General features: G+C 65.2%; 13 protein-coding genes and 1 pseudogene. 8 read left to right on the top strand and 6 right to left on the bottom strand.

Annotated elements, in window-relative coordinates; genetic code table 11:
* The 3 genes from thpR to AC1D34_RS21780 form a co-directional block, all read right to left on the bottom strand.
* Positions 1–579, bottom strand: a complete 579-nt coding sequence (gene thpR, locus AC1D34_RS21790) for an RNA 2',3'-cyclic phosphodiesterase (protein WP_476825291.1) — start codon at positions 577–579, stop codon at positions 1–3.
* 109 nt (positions 580–688) lie between these two features.
* Positions 689–1,744, bottom strand: coding sequence for an aldo/keto reductase (locus AC1D34_RS21785; protein WP_476825290.1), 1,056 nt, complete (start codon positions 1,742–1,744; stop codon positions 689–691).
* A gap of 125 nt (positions 1,745–1,869) precedes the next feature.
* On the bottom strand, positions 1,870–2,457 hold the full coding sequence (locus AC1D34_RS21780) for an arylesterase (RefSeq protein WP_441493297.1): 588 nt from the start codon (positions 2,455–2,457) through the stop codon (positions 1,870–1,872).
* 192 nt (positions 2,458–2,649) lie between these two features.
* Between AC1D34_RS21780 and AC1D34_RS21775 the strand changes: the two genes are divergently transcribed.
* The 5 genes from AC1D34_RS21775 (at position 2,650) to AC1D34_RS21755 (ending at position 7,300) form a co-directional block, all read left to right on the top strand.
* Positions 2,650–3,351: an ABC transporter ATP-binding protein gene (locus tag AC1D34_RS21775; protein ID WP_476825289.1), complete on the top strand. Its 702-nt coding sequence runs from the start codon at positions 2,650–2,652 to the stop codon at positions 3,349–3,351.
* A gap of 9 nt (positions 3,352–3,360) precedes the next feature.
* Entirely contained in the window at positions 3,361–5,007 is a 1,647-nt protein-coding gene (locus AC1D34_RS21770) for an ABC transporter permease (RefSeq protein WP_476825288.1), read from the top strand.
* On the top strand, positions 4,889–5,671 hold the full coding sequence (locus AC1D34_RS21765; protein ID WP_476825287.1) for an ABC transporter permease: 783 nt from the start codon (positions 4,889–4,891) through the stop codon (positions 5,669–5,671). Before AC1D34_RS21770 ends, AC1D34_RS21765 begins: the two co-directional genes overlap by 119 nt.
* Positions 5,672–5,891: 220 nt before the next feature.
* Positions 5,892–6,665, top strand: coding sequence for a Bax inhibitor-1/YccA family protein (locus AC1D34_RS21760; RefSeq protein ID WP_441493295.1), 774 nt, complete (start codon positions 5,892–5,894; stop codon positions 6,663–6,665).
* An 86-nt stretch (positions 6,666–6,751) separates the two neighbouring features.
* Positions 6,752–7,300 (top strand): N-acetyltransferase family protein, encoded by a 549-nt coding sequence (locus AC1D34_RS21755; protein ID WP_476825286.1) that lies wholly within the window; start codon positions 6,752–6,754, stop codon positions 7,298–7,300.
* Here the strand turns inward: AC1D34_RS21755 and AC1D34_RS21750 are convergent.
* Together AC1D34_RS21750 and AC1D34_RS21745 are read right to left on the bottom strand one after the other, a co-directional pair.
* Complete coding sequence (locus AC1D34_RS21750; protein ID WP_113513467.1) at positions 7,284–7,652, bottom strand: DUF2794 domain-containing protein; 369 nt, start codon at positions 7,650–7,652, stop codon at positions 7,284–7,286. The genes AC1D34_RS21755 and AC1D34_RS21750 overlap by 17 nt on opposite strands.
* A 336-nt stretch (positions 7,653–7,988) precedes the next feature.
* On the bottom strand, positions 7,989–8,537 hold the full coding sequence (locus tag AC1D34_RS21745) for a peroxidase-related enzyme (protein ID WP_476825298.1): 549 nt from the start codon (positions 8,535–8,537) through the stop codon (positions 7,989–7,991).
* Between the two features lie 224 nt (positions 8,538–8,761).
* Here AC1D34_RS21745 and AC1D34_RS21740 point away from each other — a divergent pair.
* Positions 8,762–13,446: pseudogene (locus AC1D34_RS21740) on the top strand (NAD-glutamate dehydrogenase).
* A 9-nt stretch (positions 13,447–13,455) separates the two neighbouring features.
* On the top strand, positions 13,456–13,659 hold the full coding sequence (locus AC1D34_RS21735) for a Trm112 family protein (RefSeq protein WP_441493292.1): 204 nt from the start codon (positions 13,456–13,458) through the stop codon (positions 13,657–13,659).
* A gap of 172 nt (positions 13,660–13,831) precedes the next feature.
* Here the strand turns inward: AC1D34_RS21735 and AC1D34_RS21730 are convergent, their stop codons facing one another.
* On the bottom strand, positions 13,832–15,082 hold the full coding sequence (locus tag AC1D34_RS21730) for a ubiquinone biosynthesis hydroxylase (protein ID WP_476825285.1): 1,251 nt from the start codon (positions 15,080–15,082) through the stop codon (positions 13,832–13,834).
* A gap of 150 nt (positions 15,083–15,232) precedes the next feature.
* Here AC1D34_RS21730 and AC1D34_RS21725 point away from each other — a divergent pair.
* Positions 15,233–15,420 (top strand): acyl-CoA thioesterase (locus AC1D34_RS21725; RefSeq protein WP_476825284.1); only part of this gene is annotated, 188 nt, incomplete at its 3' end.

Here is a 15,420-nt window from a genome sequence, read left to right as displayed (position 1 = left end):
TCATCTCCGCTGGAAATCGCTTCGCGGCAGCCGGTTGGGGTAGGATGGGCCAAGCGGATAGGCGGCCTCAAGCACATAAGGCCCGCCGCCGATCGAATCCCGCGATGACATCAGGGTGAAGCGCCGGGCCGTGAAGGCGATCGGCCGGACGATAGGATGCATCGCCAGATAATGCGCAACCTCGACAGGCGAGGTATCGCGCAGCCGAGCAAGCGTGACATGCGGCWCGAATTTGCGCCCTTCCGCCGGTAATCCGAGGCGGCGCATCAGGCGCTCGATATCGGCCTGGAGCTCGCTGAGCTGGCGACTGGGTTGCACCCGCGCAAACACGGCGCGCGGCTTGTCGCCCCCGAAACTGCCCAATGCGTCGAGCGTCACCTCGAAGGGCTGTGTCTGCAGATCGGCGAGAAAGCTGTCGACGTCATGGGCCATGCGGCGGTCGACGTCCCCGAGGAAGCGCAAGGTAACGTGATAGTCGGCCGGCTCGATCCAGCGCGCACCAACGAGCCCGCCTCGATGCAGCGTCAGCGTCGAGGCGACCTCGGCGGGTATCTCCAGAGCTGTGAACAGCCTCGGCATGGCGAATCAGTGCCAAGTTTTTGTGACTCTGGCGAGACGAAAAGCGATGGAGCGCAGGAAAACCTCTGCAAACCTTCGCCCTCCCGCCCCGCCATGAGCCGCGCTGGTTTCAGGGACAGGGGTTTCCGACCAGTTGGTGAATCGCGTCGATCTTTGCTTCGACCTCGGGCGAAAGTGCGACATCGATCGAACCGATATCGGCCCGCAATTGTTCCATTGTCGTCGCGCCAATGATGTTGGCCGTCACGAAGGGGCGCGAATTGACGTAGGCCAGCGCCATTTGCGCCGGATCCAGACCAGCCTCGCGGGCAACCGCGATATAGTGCTTCACCGCATCTTCCGCGCCGACAGCCTCGTAGCGCTGGCCGCGATTGAACAGCGTCGAGCGCGCGCCGGCCGGCTTGGCACCGTCCAGATATTTGCCGGTGAGGTAGCCCTGGGCCAGCGGCGAATAGGCCAGCAGGCCGACCTGCTCACGCATCGCTATCTCGGCCAACCCCGTCTCAAAGGTACGGTTGAGCAGGTTGTAGGCATTCTGGATCGATTGGACGCGAGGCCMTCCGCGCGCTTCGGAATCGCGCACGAAGCTCATCGTGCCCCAGGCGCTCTCGTTGGAGAGCCCGAGATGACGGATCTTGCCGGCCTTCACGATCTCGCCGAAGGCGTCGAGTTGTTCGGCGATCGACGTCTCGCCATCGGGAGTTTCGAAAGCGGCCTTGTTGAAGCGCGTTGGATTCGAGCCCCACGGCATCGCACGCTCGGGGAAATGCAGCTGGTAGAGGTCGATATAGTCGGTCTGCAGCCGCGTCAGGCTCTTGTCGACCGCCTCGAAGATCTGCTTGCGGTTGATGCGGGTCGGTCCGCGATCGTCCCGGAACCAGTCATTGGCCGAGCGGCCGACGATCTTGGAGGCCAGGATGACCTTGTCGCGGTTCTTCCGCGCCTTGAACCAGCTACCGATGATCCGCTCCGTCGAGCCCTGCGTCTCCGGCTGCGGCGGAATCGAGTACATTTCTGCCGTATCGAAGAAATTCACGCCCTGCGCGAGAGCGTAGTCCATCTGCTCATGGCCCTCGGCTTCGGTGTTCTGCTGGCCCCAGGTCATGGTTCCAAGGCAGATGACCGAAACCTGGAGGTCGGTGCGCCCAAGACGGCGATATTGCATGGTCAGACAACTCCGGAGATTGCGCGCAGCGGCGCTCATGGGGTGGGACGCGATTTTCGGGCCGACCGGCATGATGCGAACGCCGCCCTGCTCCGTGGCGGCGCATCGGTCCGGAACGGAAGGGATCAGGATTTCGAGCGGATGGTCTCCAGGAAACGCTCGACCGTCGGCAGAATCCGCTCGACGATGACGCGCACGCCTTCGGCTGTCGGATGCAGCAGATCCGGCTGGTTCAGCGCACGATCGCCCGCAATGCCCTCTAGGAAGAACGGATAGAACACCAGCGCGTGTTTCTCGGCGAGTGCCCTGAACAGCCCGTCGAAACGGCCGGTGTACTCCGCGCCGAGATTGCGCGGCGCATACATCCCGGCCAGCAGCACCGGGATACCGCGCGCTTTCAGCCGCGTGATGATGTCCTCGAGCGCTTTTTCCGTCACCGCCGGATCGAAACCGCGCAGCGCGTCATTGGCGCCAAGCTCGACAATCACACCATCGGTCCCGTCAGGCACCGACCAGTCGAGCCGCTCGAGGCCCCCCTGGGCGACATCGCCCGAGACACCGGCATTGGCGATATCGACGGCATGTCCCTTCTGGCGCAAGGCTTGCTCCAGCACCGCCGGAAATGCCGCGCTCGCTGGCAGGCCATAGCCGGCGCTGAGGCTGTCGCCCAGCACGACAAGCTTGAGCGGGCGCGGTGTCTGGGCTTGTGCCATGGCTGAAACCGGAAGGAGCATCAAAAGCGCCAGCCAAAAGGCCGCAGCGCAAAAAGCACGGGCAAATGATTGGACAAGCGCGCGACCGCGCCCATATCGGGCGGCGGGGCGCAACGCGCCGAGACCCCATCCCCATCGCGATGCGATGCGGATGGACGGCGTCGATGGCATTGAAGACAGGATCATGTGGCGATGAGTGATAAGTCAGCCCCGGCGATCGAATTGCGGGATGTCCATCTTAGTCTGGGGCGTGCAGCCGCCCGCGTCCATATCCTGAAGGGCGTTTCTTTGTCACTGGCTGCCGGCGAGGCGACCGGGCTGGTCGGTCCTTCGGGATCAGGCAAATCCACCCTGTTGATGACGATGGCCGGGCTCGAACGACCCGATTCCGGACTGGTGAAGGTAGCGGGCCAGGATCTTGGTCAGCTCGGGGAAGATGGCCTTGCGGTTTTTCGTGGGCGCCAGATCGGCATCGTCTTTCAGTCCTTCCATCTCGTTCCGACCATGACGGCGCGCGAGAATGTCGCTCTGCCACTCGAACTTGCGGGCGCAGACGATGCGTTCGCCCGGGCGGAAGCCGAGCTGCGMAATGTCGGGCTCGGCGATCGCATGGACYATTATCCGGCCCAGCTCTCCGGCGGCGAGCAGCAGCGTGTCGCGATCGCTCGCGCCGTCGCGCCTGATCCGGCCATTCTCGTCGCCGACGAACCGACCGGCAATCTCGACGAGAGCACCGGCCGCTCGATCGTCGATCTGATCTTCGCGCTGCGCCGCGAGCGGGGCGCCACCCTCGTGCTGGTCACGCATGACCTCTCGCTTGCCGCGGCCTGCGACCGGACGGTGCGCCTGCGCGCCGGGCGGATCGAAGCCGATGCCGATCTCGCCGTCGCCTGAGCCCTCGCCATGCACGCTCCGGTCAAGCCCACCGCTGCCACCCCTCCCCGCTCCCCTTTTGGCCCGGCACTCGCCCTGCGGCTCGCCTGGCGCGATCTGCGTGGTGGCCTGCGCGGTTTCGGCGTCTTCATCGCCTGTCTCGCTCTCGGCGTCATGGCCATCGCAGCCGTCGGCTCGGCGTCGCGCGGCCTGACGGAAGGGTTGCATCGCGAAGGGCGACGCATTCTCGGCGGTGACGTCGCCTTCAGCCTGATCCATCGCGAGGCCACCGCCGTCGAGCGGAGCTTTCTCGAAGGAGGTGGCGCCCTCTCGACCATCGCCACGATGCGCGGCATGGCCAATGCCGGCGACAAGGGCGCGGCCCTGATCGAGCTCAAGGCGGTGGATTCCGCCTATCCGAGCATCGGCGAGGTCGTCAGCGAGCCGGCTGGCCCGCTTTCCGATCTGCTGTCCCAGAGCAATGGCAGCTTTGGMGCCATTGCCGATCCCGTGCTGCTTGGTCGCCTCGACCTGAAGATCGGCGACACGATCTCGGTCGGCAGCGCGCGCGTGCAATTGCGCGCCAGCCTCGTCTCAGAGCCGGACAAGATCGCGTCGGGCGTCGGCTTCGGTCCTCGTCTTCTGGTGTCCCAGGACGCATTGCGTGCCACCGGATTGCTCCAGCCGGGCAGCCTGGTGCGCTGGACCTATCGCGTCTCGCTGCCCCCCACGGCGTCCGATGATGCGGCCCTCGAGCGCCTCACCGCCGATGCCGGTCACCAACAGCCGGACGCTGGTTGGGAAATCCGCTCGCGCGCCAATGCCGCGCCGAGCTTTCAGCGCAATCTCGAGCGTTTCACGCAGTTCCTGACCTTGGTCGGACTGACCGCCCTGCTGGTTGGCGGTGTCGGCGTCGCCAATGCGGTGCGCCGCTTCGTCGAGGCCAAGAAGCTCGATTTCGCGACCTTGAAGGCGATCGGCGCAACCGGCGGGCATGTCGTCGCGATCCATCTGACCGAGGTCATGATCGTTGCGGCGCTTGGCATCGCGATCGGTCTTCTGCTGGGCGCCGCCGCGCCCTTCGCGCTCGGCTATGCGCTTCGCGACCTGCTGCCCCTGCCCTTCGAGCCGACATTGGCGCCAGGAGAGCTGGTGATCGCGGCGCTCTATGGCCTGCTGACCGCGCTGGTCTTTGCGATATTGCCGCTCGGCCGGGCGCATGACGTGCCRGTCTCGGCCCTGTTCCGCGACCAGATCGAGCCGGATCTGCGCCGGCCCAGGCTGGTCTATCTCGGTGTTTTCCTTGCGGCTCTCATCGGCCTCGTCGGCGTCGCGGTCGCCTTCGCCTATGACCGCCGCATCGCGCTGATCTATATCGCCGTTGCGGCGGGCATCTTCCTGCTGCTGCGCCTCGTCGCCTGGAGTCTGATGGCTCTCGCCCGCCGCAGCCCGCGGCCGCRTCACCAGTCTCAATGGCGTGCGCGCCGAGCAGATCAAGGCCTCCGAGCAGGCAGCCTGGGTCCTGGATGGCGATCGCGGCATCACCTATGCGGAAACCATGCCCGAGGGCTCGATCATCACTGCCGGGGAATGGTGGCCGGCAGGCTACCGCGGCGAACCGCTCGTCTCCTTCGATGCGCCGATCGCCGCCGGGCTTGGGCTCAAGGTCGGCGATAGCGTCACCGTGAACGTGCTGGGCCGCAACATCACGGCGCGGATCGCCAATCTGCGCACCATCGAATGGCGCTCGCTCGGCATCAATTTCGTCATGGTGTTCTCGCCCAACACCTTTGCCGGCGCGCCGCACACCAATCTCGCGACCGTCACCTCCGGGACCGACGCGACGGCCGGCGCCGATGCGCAGCTTCTGCGCCGGCTGGCGGTCGAATTCCCATCGGTCACCGCCGTGCGGGTGAAGGACGCGCTCGAAGCGGTCAACACCATCGTCAGCCAGCTCGCGACCGCGATTCGCGGCGCCTCGGGCCTGGCGATCGCCTCCAGCCTGCTGGTCCTGGCAGGCGCTCTCGCGGCCGGGCAGCATGCGCGGCTATACGACGCGATGATCCTGAAGACGCTCGGCGCGACACGTCGCTYCATACTTTCGTCGTACGCCCTCGAATATGCCGGAATAGGTTTTGTCTCCGCCCTGTTCGGCGTTGTCGCCGGCGCATTGGCAGGCTGGGGGGTCGTCACCCAAGTGATGAAGATAGAATTCGTCAGCGATCCGACCGGCGCGATCCTCGCTGCGACTGCCGCAATCATGGTTACCGTCCTGTTCGGATTGTTCGGAACCCTAAAAATACTATCGAAAGCGCCAGCTTCTCATCTGCGGAATTTATGAGAACTGTCGCTCTTGCCTCCGAGATAGACATGGAGCGTTCGCCGCATTGCATCATTCTGGGGCCCGTGATCTATTCAGGCGGCGCTCTTAACCATGGCGGCCTCTTGTAAGGTCGCTCAATCCCCCTCATATTCCGCGTTGTCGCCACGATTTTGGGCGATGGTGGAGATCGCGGAGGCGATGTCCGCCCCGGAATTCTACCTGTGAGGGAAATCGCTCTATGAGCAACTTCGACCGCAATGCTCCAGTCTGGGGTGCCGGCCGCGCACAGCAGACCAGCGCCGTCGAGATGGATCAGGGCCTGCGCTCGTTCATGCTCGGCGTCTACAACAACATGTCGATCGGTCTGGCCATCACCGGCCTTGCCGCCCTCGGCATCAGCATGCTCGCGATCGGCGGCGTCTCGGCGGAAGGCAAGATCACCGCACTGACCCCGCTCGGCCAGGCCCTTTATCTCAGCCCGCTCAAATGGGTTGTGATGCTGGCCCCGCTCGCCTTCATCTTCTTCTTCTCGTTCAAGGCCGAGAGCATGAGCTCCTCGACCGCGCGCACCATGTTCTTCGCCTTCGCGGCGGTGATGGGCGTGTCGATGTCCTCGATCTTCGTCGTCTTCACCGGCGCGTCGGTCACTCAGGTCTTCTTCATCACGGCCGCCGCCTTCGGCGCGCTCAGCCTTGCCGGCTACACCACGAAGAAGTCGCTTTCGGGCATGGGCTCCTTCCTCATCATGGGCCTGATCGGTCTGGTGATCGCCTCGGTGGTCAACATCTTCCTGGCCTCGAGCGCGCTCTCTTTCGCCATCTCGGCGATCGGCGTGCTGGTCTTCGCCGGCCTGACCGCCTGGGATACCCAGCGCCTGAAGGAGATGTATCTCTACTCGGATCTGGACGCCGAATCGGCCGCGAAGCTCTCGGTGAACGGCGCTCTGTCGCTCTACCTGAACTTCATCAACATGTTCCAGATGCTGCTCCAGCTGTTTGGCGATCGTCGCTGATCGATCGTCCGCCTTGCGGATCAAGCGAGCCCCGGCTGCAAAGCCGGGGCTTTTCTTTTGCGTTCCTCGCGGTCCATCTTGATCGGATGGACCCCATCACGATCAGGGACGGTCGCATCGACGACATCCCCGTCATCACCACGATCTATGCCGATGCCGTCTCGAACGGCACCGCCTCCTGGGAGCTTGAACCGCCCTCGACCGGCGAGATGCAGCGGCGCTTCGAGGCGCTCGTTGCCGATGGCTATCCCTATCTCGTCGCGACCAGAGGCGAGGATCWGCTCGGTTATGCCTATGCCGGTGCCTATCGCCCGCGCCCGGCCTATCGCAGCACGGTGGAGGACTCGATCTATCTCTCGCGGCAAGCACAGGGCTTCGGCATCGGCCGCGCTCTGCTGAGCGCGCTGATCGCCGCGTGCGAAGTCAGGGGCTTCCGGCAGATGGTCGCGGTCATTGGCGATGGGAACGGCGCCTCGGCCGCCTCGCGCCGGCTGCATGAACACGCCGGATTCGCGCTCATCGGGGTCGCCAGGGCCGTCGGCTACAAGCACGGCCGCTGGCTCGACCAGATGCTGATGCAGAAGGAAATCGGCGACGGCAACCGAACCGCGCCGCCCCTCAACTCACCACGCTGAGCTTCTTGTCGACCACCCGCAGGACACGGCTGAGATCCGAGCCGCGCTTCAGGATCAGCCCGGTCGCCGCGACGATCGAGTACGCGCCCTGGCGCTTGGCAAGGGCGGGATCCTTGACGATCCGGTAGAGCGGGACCTCGGAGGTTCGGCGATAAACCGAGAACTGTGCCTTGTCCTTCAGGAAATCGATGGCGTAGTCGCGCCATTCGCCGGCAGCGACCATCCGGCCGTAGAGATTGAGAAGCTCAGAGAGTTCCCGGCGATCAAAAGTAACGGCCGCCGGCTTGGCCGGACCGGGGAAGGCAACCACCGCCCCGGCCCCGTGCGATTGCGGCGTTTCGCTTTCGCTCATAGCGCCTCCCGATCGGCGGTCGAGCAGGGCCCGATCGCACTTCCCGTTGGGCAGGATGATGCGCCCCGGATGCTGCGCTGGCAAGAGATCGAGGCAGGCCGAAAAGAATCACGCCTTCGTCAGCCACGCCGCATTTTCGCCGCGAACGCGCCAAGCGATGGCCAAGTTGCCGGGCTCAACTCCCCTCGTTGCCTCGACGGCCCGGCCTCATTGAGTTCCGGATACGTCAGCCCCCCAGCCCCCCGGGCTTGGTGAGGTCGGGCCTATCGGTTCGAGGCTACCTCAACGGCTGGCGGTTTCCGCTGGCCGTTTTCTTTTGGCGAAAATGCAGGCTCTTCAGCGGTTTTGTCCGTGATACTGGGCATTTGGCCGCATATCGACGGCCGAGGCCATCCTGTTCGACATGTTGAAGAACGAAGCGACCGCAYCGACATCCCAGATGTCACGTTCGCCGAATCCCGCCGCCCGCAACGCCTCGCGATCACCTTCCTCGACGAGATAGGGCGTCTCGCTCAGCTTCACCGCAAAATCGAGCATCGAACGATGGCGGGGCGAGAGCGAGGCAGCGCGATAGTTCATGGCCATCAGCTCGCCGAGCACCGGATCCCCCGAGAGCTGACGGACCGCGGCGCCATGTGCCGTCAGGCAGTAATAGCAACGGTTCACGCTTGACACGGCGACGGCGATCATTTCGCGCTCGAGCTTGGAGAGACCCGAAGGGCCGAGCATCAGGTCGTTGTAGAACGCGGCGAAGGCCGTGAGCTTGGCATCGTCATGGGCGTAGGCCAGCAGCACATACGGCACGAAGCCGAGCTTCTCCTGGCATTTGGCGAAATAGGCCCGATTCTCGGCCGACAGTTCGACTTCCGGCAACGCCAGCGCCATCACCCTTGGCGACTCATCCTGCCGAGTCGGAAGCTCTCCCACCTTCGATTTGTCATGCTTGTTCGCCATGGTCCGTTTCCTGATGTGTCGGCGGGGTTGAACTTTCGACAGGAGCTGCCGCGATGTTCGCACGGGCGCCCTTGTTCGTGTGCATGATGCGACGAAAGTTGAAAGGCGCCGCAGCCTATGTCATCGCTGCGGCAAAATAACTGAGGGTTCTGGGGATGGTTAAACGAGTGACGAATGCAACGATCGAGGCTCTGGCCGCGGTCGAGGCCGCAGCTTCCCAGAGCGGAACCGGCATGCCGGCGGAGTTTCCGAAGCTGCTCTATGGCCGCGTCGTCGCCGAAGATATCGTCGCACTCCCGCCCGATCTCCTCGCCCGTGCCGCTGCCGCCGCCTACGAGCATCTGACCGCGAAGCGCCGGCCCGGCACGCCGAATCTGCGTTTCCGGGACGAGGCGTTCAGCGAGCATGGCCGCGAACGCCAGATCACGATTCTCGAGGTCGTAAACGATAACAAGGCTTTCCTGCTCGATTCGACGCTGGCTGAGCTGACCGAGCAGGGTTACGAGCCTCGCCTCGTCGCCCACCCCATCCTGGCGGTCGTGCGCGATGCCGACGGCGCTTTTCACTCGCTTGCAGGCGAAGCGACCGGACGGGCTCCGGAAGGCGCTCGCCGCGAAAGCCTGATCCATATCCATCTCGACCGTATCGACACGCCCGAGGCGCGCGAGCGCCTGAAGACCGGTCTCGAGCGGGTCTATGTCGATGTCGGCCTGGCGGTCGACGATTGGGCGGCCATGCGCGGGCGAATCACCGAGGTGATTCAGGCCTATCGCTCCAACCCGCCCCCGCTTGCCGAGGACGAGGTCGCTGAGGCCCTGCAATTCCTCGAATGGATCGCCGGCGACAATTTCACGCTTCTCGGCATTCGAGCCTACCGTTTCCCGGGCGGTGATGCGGCTGCCGACCCGATCGACAGCTCGGGTCTCGGCATCCTGCGCGATCCCTCCGTGCGCATGCTGCGCAAGAATCGCGAAATGGTGGTGATGACGCCGGAGATTCGCGCCTTCCTCGCCAAACCGCAGGCGCTGATCATCACCAAGGCCAACGTCAAGAGCCGCGTGCATCGCCGCGTCCATCTCGACTATATCGGCGTCAAGCTGTTCACACCTGATGGCCATCTCGACGGCGAGATGCGCATCGTCGGCCTGCTGACCTCCAATGCCTATACGGGCAGCGCCCGCGCCATTCCCTATCTGCGGCTCAAGGTCGCGCGCGTCGCCAAGAACACGGGCTTCGACGCGGCGAGCTATTCCGGCCGCGCGCTGCTCAACGTGCTCGATGCCTTTCCGCGCGACGAGCTTTTCCAGATCGACGGCGAGACACTCGAACGCTTCGCGCTCGATATCCTGCAGCTGACCGAGCGCCCGCGCATCCGCGCGCTGGCCCGGGTCGACGAGTTCGACCGCTTCGTCTCGATCCTCGTCTTCATTCCGAAGGATCGCTACGACACGCAGGTCCGCCGTCGCGTCGGCGAATTCCTGGCGCGGATCTATGAGGGGCGCCTGTCGGCCGCTTACCCGGCCTATCCGGAAGGCCCGCTGTCCCGCACCCATTACATCATCGGCCGCGACGAAGGCCGCACGCCAAGGGTCGATCGCGCCACGCTGGAAGCCGGCATTGCTGCGATCGTCCGAACCTGGGCGGATGGCCTCAAGGACGTTCTCGACGAGCAGAAGGCGGGCCCGGCAGCGCGGTCGCTGACCGAGCGCTATGCCGAGGCCTTTGGCGCGGCCTATCGCGAGCGCTTCTCGGCAACCGATGCGCTCGAAGACATCGACATGCTGCAGAAGCTCACCCCGGAGCGGTCGCGCGCGGTCAATCTCTATCGCCGCGAGGGCGATACCGCGGCGCGGGCCAATCTCAAGGTCTTCTCGAGTGGTTCGCCGATCTCCCTCTCCGCCCGCGTGCCGGTGCTCGAGAACATGGGCTTCCGCGTCGTCAACGAGCGGACCTTCAACCTGACGCCGGCAGCCAATGGAGTTGAAGCGCCTGAGGCCGCCCGTGTCTGGCTGCACGACATGACGCTTGAGCGTGCCGGCGGAGGCGAAATCGATGTCGCCCGCCTCGATCCGACGATCGAAGCAGCGCTGATGGCCCAGTTCCGTGGGCTGGCGGAATCGGACCGTTTTGACCAACTCGTCCTTGCCGCCGGAATCGCCTGGCGCGAGGCGGCGCTGCTGCGTGCGCTCGGGCGCTATCTCAGGCAGGTCGGCGCGCCCTACGCCCAGGACTACATCGCCGATGCGCTGACCCGACACCCCGGCATCGCCTCGAAGCTGATCGCCTATTTCGTCGCCAAATTCGACCCGCATTTCGATGCGAGCAAGCGCGAGAAGGCGATGCAGGCCGAGCGTGACAGCATCGAAGCCGCGCTCAACGACGTCACCAGCCTGGACGAGGACCGCATCCTGCGGCGCCTGGTCAACCTGATCGAAGCGGCGCTGCGCACCAATTTCTTCCAGATCGGCCCGGATGGCTATGCKCGCAGCACGATCTCGCTGAAATTCGAATGCGCCAGGCTCGACGATCTGCCGCTGCCGCATCCGCTCTACGAGATCTTCGTCTATTCGCCCCGCGTCGAGGGTGTGCACCTGCGCTTCGGCAAGGTCGCGCGCGGCGGCCTGCGCTGGTCCGACCGGCCGCAGGATTTCCGCACCGAGGTGCTGGGCCTGGTCAAGGCTCAGCAGGTGAAGAACGCCGTGATCGTTCCGGTCGGCGCCAAGGGCGGCTTCTTCCCCAAGCAGTTGCCGCCGGCGAGTGATCGCCAGGCCTGGATCGCGGAAGGCACCGAGAGCTACCGCATCTTCGTCCGCACCCTGCTGGAGCTCACCGACAATCTCGACGGCGAGACGGTCATTCCGCCGGCCGACACCGTGCGCCATGATGGCGATGATCCCTATCTCGTCGTCGCCGCCGACAAGGGCACCGCAACCTTCTCCGATATCGCGAACGCGCTTTCGATCGAGAAGGGACATTGGCTCGGCGATGCCTTCGCCTCTGGCGGCAGCCAGGGCTATGACCACAAGAAGATGGGCATCACCGCACGTGGCGCCTGGGAGGCCGTGAAGCGGCATTTTCGCGAGATCGACATCGACATCCAGTCGACCCCCTTCTCGGTGGCGGGTGTCGGCGACATGTCGGGCGACGTCTTCGGCAACGGCATGCTGCTCTCGCCGGCGATCAGGCTTGTGGCCGCCTTCGACCACCGCGACATCTTCCTCGATCCGGAGATCTCGACAAGGCGGAAGTCACCCCGCCCGAACTGATGACCGCAATCCTCAAGGCGCGGGTCGACCTGCTCTGGTTCGGCGGCATCGGCACCTATATCCGAGCCACCGACGAGACCGATGCCCAGGTCGGCGACCGCGCCAATGACGCGATCCGGATTGCGGGCGCCGATCTGCGGGCCCGTGTCGTCGGCGAAGGCGCCAATCTGGGCTGCACCCAGCGCGGCCGCATCGAAGCCGCCCGCAACGGCATCAGGATCAACACCGATGCCATCGACAACTCCGCCGGCGTCAACACCTCCGACGTCGAGGTCAATATCAAGATCGCACTCGCGGGCCCTGTCCGCGACGGGCGCCTGCCTGAGAAGAAGCGCAACGCCCTGCTCGTCGACATGACCGATGAGGTCGGCCTCCTCGTCCTGCGCAACAACTACCTGCAGACGCTGGCGCTTTCGCTGACCGAGGCTCAGGGCGCGACGGCAACGCCCGCGCTGCGTCGCCTGATGCTGACGCTGGAAGCCCAGGGCCGCCTCGATCGCTCGGTCGAGTTCCTGCCGACCGATATGGTGCTGGCCGAGCGCGAGAAGCGCGGCGAGGGCCTGACCCGGCCGGAGCTTGCCGTGCTGCTGGCCTATGCCAAGCTCGCGCTGCACGATGCCTTGCTCGAATCGGCCATTCCGGACGATCTCTATCTCAACAACGAGCTCGCCCGTTATTTCCCGAAGGCGCTGCGCGACAAATACGGCGCCGAGATTGCCAGCCACAAGCTGCGTCGCGAGATCGTCGCAACCCAGCTCGCCAATGCCATCATCAACCGTGGCGGCCCGGCCATCGTCTCGACCCTGGCCGGCCAGACACGCGCCGACGCACCGGCGATCGCCGCGGCTTACGCCATTGCGCGTGACTCCTTCGATCTGATCGCCCTGAACGGGGCGATCGATGCGCTCGACGCCAAGATCCCGGGCAAGACCCAGATCGGTCTCTATGCCGCGGCCCAGGAACTCGTCACCGATCGGATGAGCTGGTTCCTGCGTCGGGGCGTCGCCAAACCGGGCTCCATCGAGCAAACGGTTGCGCATTACGCGAGGGGCGTCTCCGCACTCGCCGGCGAACTCGACAGCCTGCTGCCCGAGGCAGCCGCCCAGGCGCGTACGGCCCGCATCGCCGTTCTCGTCTCGGAATCAGTGCCCGAAACCCTCGCTGCGCGGATTGCCAGCCTGCCCGCACTTGCCCAGGCGACCGACATCGTCGACATCGCCGACCGGACCAAACGGTCGATTTCCGAGGTGGCGCGGATTCATTTCGGCGCCGATTCGGTCTTCGGCCTGTCCAGCCTGGCGGCAGCAGCAGCAGCCGTACCGGCGACCGACGATTATGAGCGCCTGGCCCGCGACCGCGCCATCGAAACGCTGGTCGATGCTCATGCCGGGTTGACTCAGGAGATCGCCTCGGGCGCAACCGGATCCGACACCCTCGATGGCTGGCTGGCCGAGCGTGGCGCGGAGGCCGATCGCACCCGCGCGACGGTCTCGGCCATCACGATGTCGGGCCTGTCCCTGCCGAAATTGATGGTCGCAGCCGGCATGCTCGCCGATCTTCCGAGAAAGCACTGAGACGAGATCATGACCGAGACCGAACGCGACATGCCCGCCACCCGGATCGACCCGAAACTGCTCGAGATCCTGGTCTGCCCGGTGACCAAGAGCACGCTCGAATACGACGCAGCAAAGCAGGAGCTGATCAGCCGCCCTGCCAAGCTCGCCTATCCGATCCGCGACGGCATTCCGATCATGCTGCCGGAAGAGGCACGGCAGATCGAGGGATAGACCCCGCTCTCGAGGCCCACTTCGGAGCGATCGGTGTCATGGTCGGGCCTGTCCGACCATGACGCCTCTCCTTAAAGCATCGGCCCGAAAAGTGGATTGCGGTGTTCGGGAAGGCCGATGCAAAGACAAAGGGTTAGATCATCGGAGTGGATACGATATCCGGTCCGATGATCTAGAGCGCCTCGCCTCTGAGCAGGCGCGGCGGGTCCCCTGCCAGTCCCGCCGCCTCGCGGATGAAGAAACGCTTCAGCCCTGGCATCCGATCGACCAGCCCGAGCCCGAAATCGCGAGCCAGGCGAAATGGCGTCACGTCATTTGAAAACAGCCGATTGAGCCCGTCCGTCACCGCGCCCATCGCAACCGTGTCGAAACGCCGGGCGCTTTCATAACCTTCGAGAACGTCGGCGCTGCCTGGATCGAGCCCAAGCCGCGCGGCATCGACGATGGCCTCAGCCAGGGCCGCGACATCCTTCAGCCCGAGATTGAGCCCCTGGCCGGCAATCGGATGGATCAGGTGAGCGGCGTCACCAAGCAGCGCCAGCCTGTCGCCGACGAAGCGTCGCGCCACGCCAAAGCCGAGCGGCATCGCCGTGACCTTGCTCTCCAGTGCAAGCTCCCCAAGCTCCAGTCCGAAGCGCCGCTCGATCTCGTCGAGCATATCGGCCTCGTCGAGCGAGAGCAGCGCCGCGACATTCTCCTCGCGCTCCGTCCAGACGATCGAAGAGCGGTGGCCGAGCCTGCCGCCGTCGCTGAGCGGGAGGATCGCAAAGGGCCCGGATGGCAGGAAATGTTCGACGGCCCGCCCGTCATGCGGCCGCTCATGGCTCAGCGTCGCAACCAGCCCGGACTGGTGGTAGGACCAGCCGACCCAACCGATGCCGGCGCGTTCGCGGAGCCGCGACCGCGCGCCATCCGCAGCCACGAGCAGCAACGCCGCAATGCGCTCGCCGCCCGCATAGGTGATCTCGATGGTATCGTCCTGCGCATCGAAACCGCGAACGCCTTCCGGCCGCATCTCGACATTCGCTTCACGGCAGGCGCTCAACAGCGCCGTCATCAGCGCCATGTTCTCGACCATATGGGCGAAGGATTGTCCGGGCTCGATCTCGCCGTCAAAGGTCAGGAAGACCGGACGCACCACGTCTGGATTGCGGCTGTCGGTCACCACCATTTCGGTCATCGCGGCAGAACTGCCTGCAACGGCCTCCCAGACGCCCAGCACCTCCAGCATGTTGCGTGCAGCCGCCGCCACGGCGTAGGCGCGGTTGTCCTGACGCGGCGGTGCCGCAAGCGCCGGGTCCGCCAGGACGATTGCATAAGCCTCGCCGAGCGCCCGTTTCAGCGCCAGCGCCAGCGAAAGCCCGGCGATGCCGCCACCCGCGATCACGATCCGCCTTCCGGAATGGCCGGTCTGCTGCCCCATCGTCCTGCTCCTGCGCCTCATGCCGACCACGCCTGGACCAGCGCTTGACGACGCCCGGTGCGTCGGTGCTGATGCGGAGGATACGGCGGAACCGTCTTCGGCTCAGCCGGCCCGCCCGTCAATCCGCCCGCCAGTCGAGCCTGAAGAACCATGTCCCAGATCAGCGACTCCCTGATGTCGATCCTCGACCTCGAGCGGCTCGAGCGCAATCTGTTCCGCGGTCGCAGCCCCAAGATCGGCTGGCAGCGGGTCTTCGGCGGGCAGGTCATCGGGCAGGCCCTCTACGCCGCCTGCCAGACAGTGGAAGGCCGCCAGCCGCACTCGCTGCACGCCTACTT

Source organism: Allobosea sp. P1_A7, from assembly GCF_056406775.1.
This window is presented reverse-complemented; position numbering and strand designations above follow the sequence as displayed.

Bases quoted from the DNA above. Each gene is read 5' to 3' on its own strand.
- AC1D34_RS21780 (WP_441493297.1), bottom strand. From the start codon at position 2,457: ATGGCACAAGCCCAGACACCGCGCCCGCTCAAGCTTGTCGTGCTGGGC.
- AC1D34_RS21760 (WP_441493295.1), top strand. From the start codon at position 5,892: ATGAGCAACTTCGACCGCAATGCTCCAGTCTGGGGTGCCGGCCGCGCA.
- AC1D34_RS21750 (WP_113513467.1), bottom strand. From the start codon at position 7,652: ATGAGCGAAAGCGAAACGCCGCAATCGCACGGGGCCGGGGCGGTGGTT.
- AC1D34_RS21735 (WP_441493292.1), top strand. From the start codon at position 13,456: ATGACCGAGACCGAACGCGACATGCCCGCCACCCGGATCGACCCGAAA.
- AC1D34_RS21730 (WP_476825285.1), bottom strand. From the start codon at position 15,082: ATGGGGCAGCAGACCGGCCATTCCGGAAGGCGGATCGTGATCGCGGGT.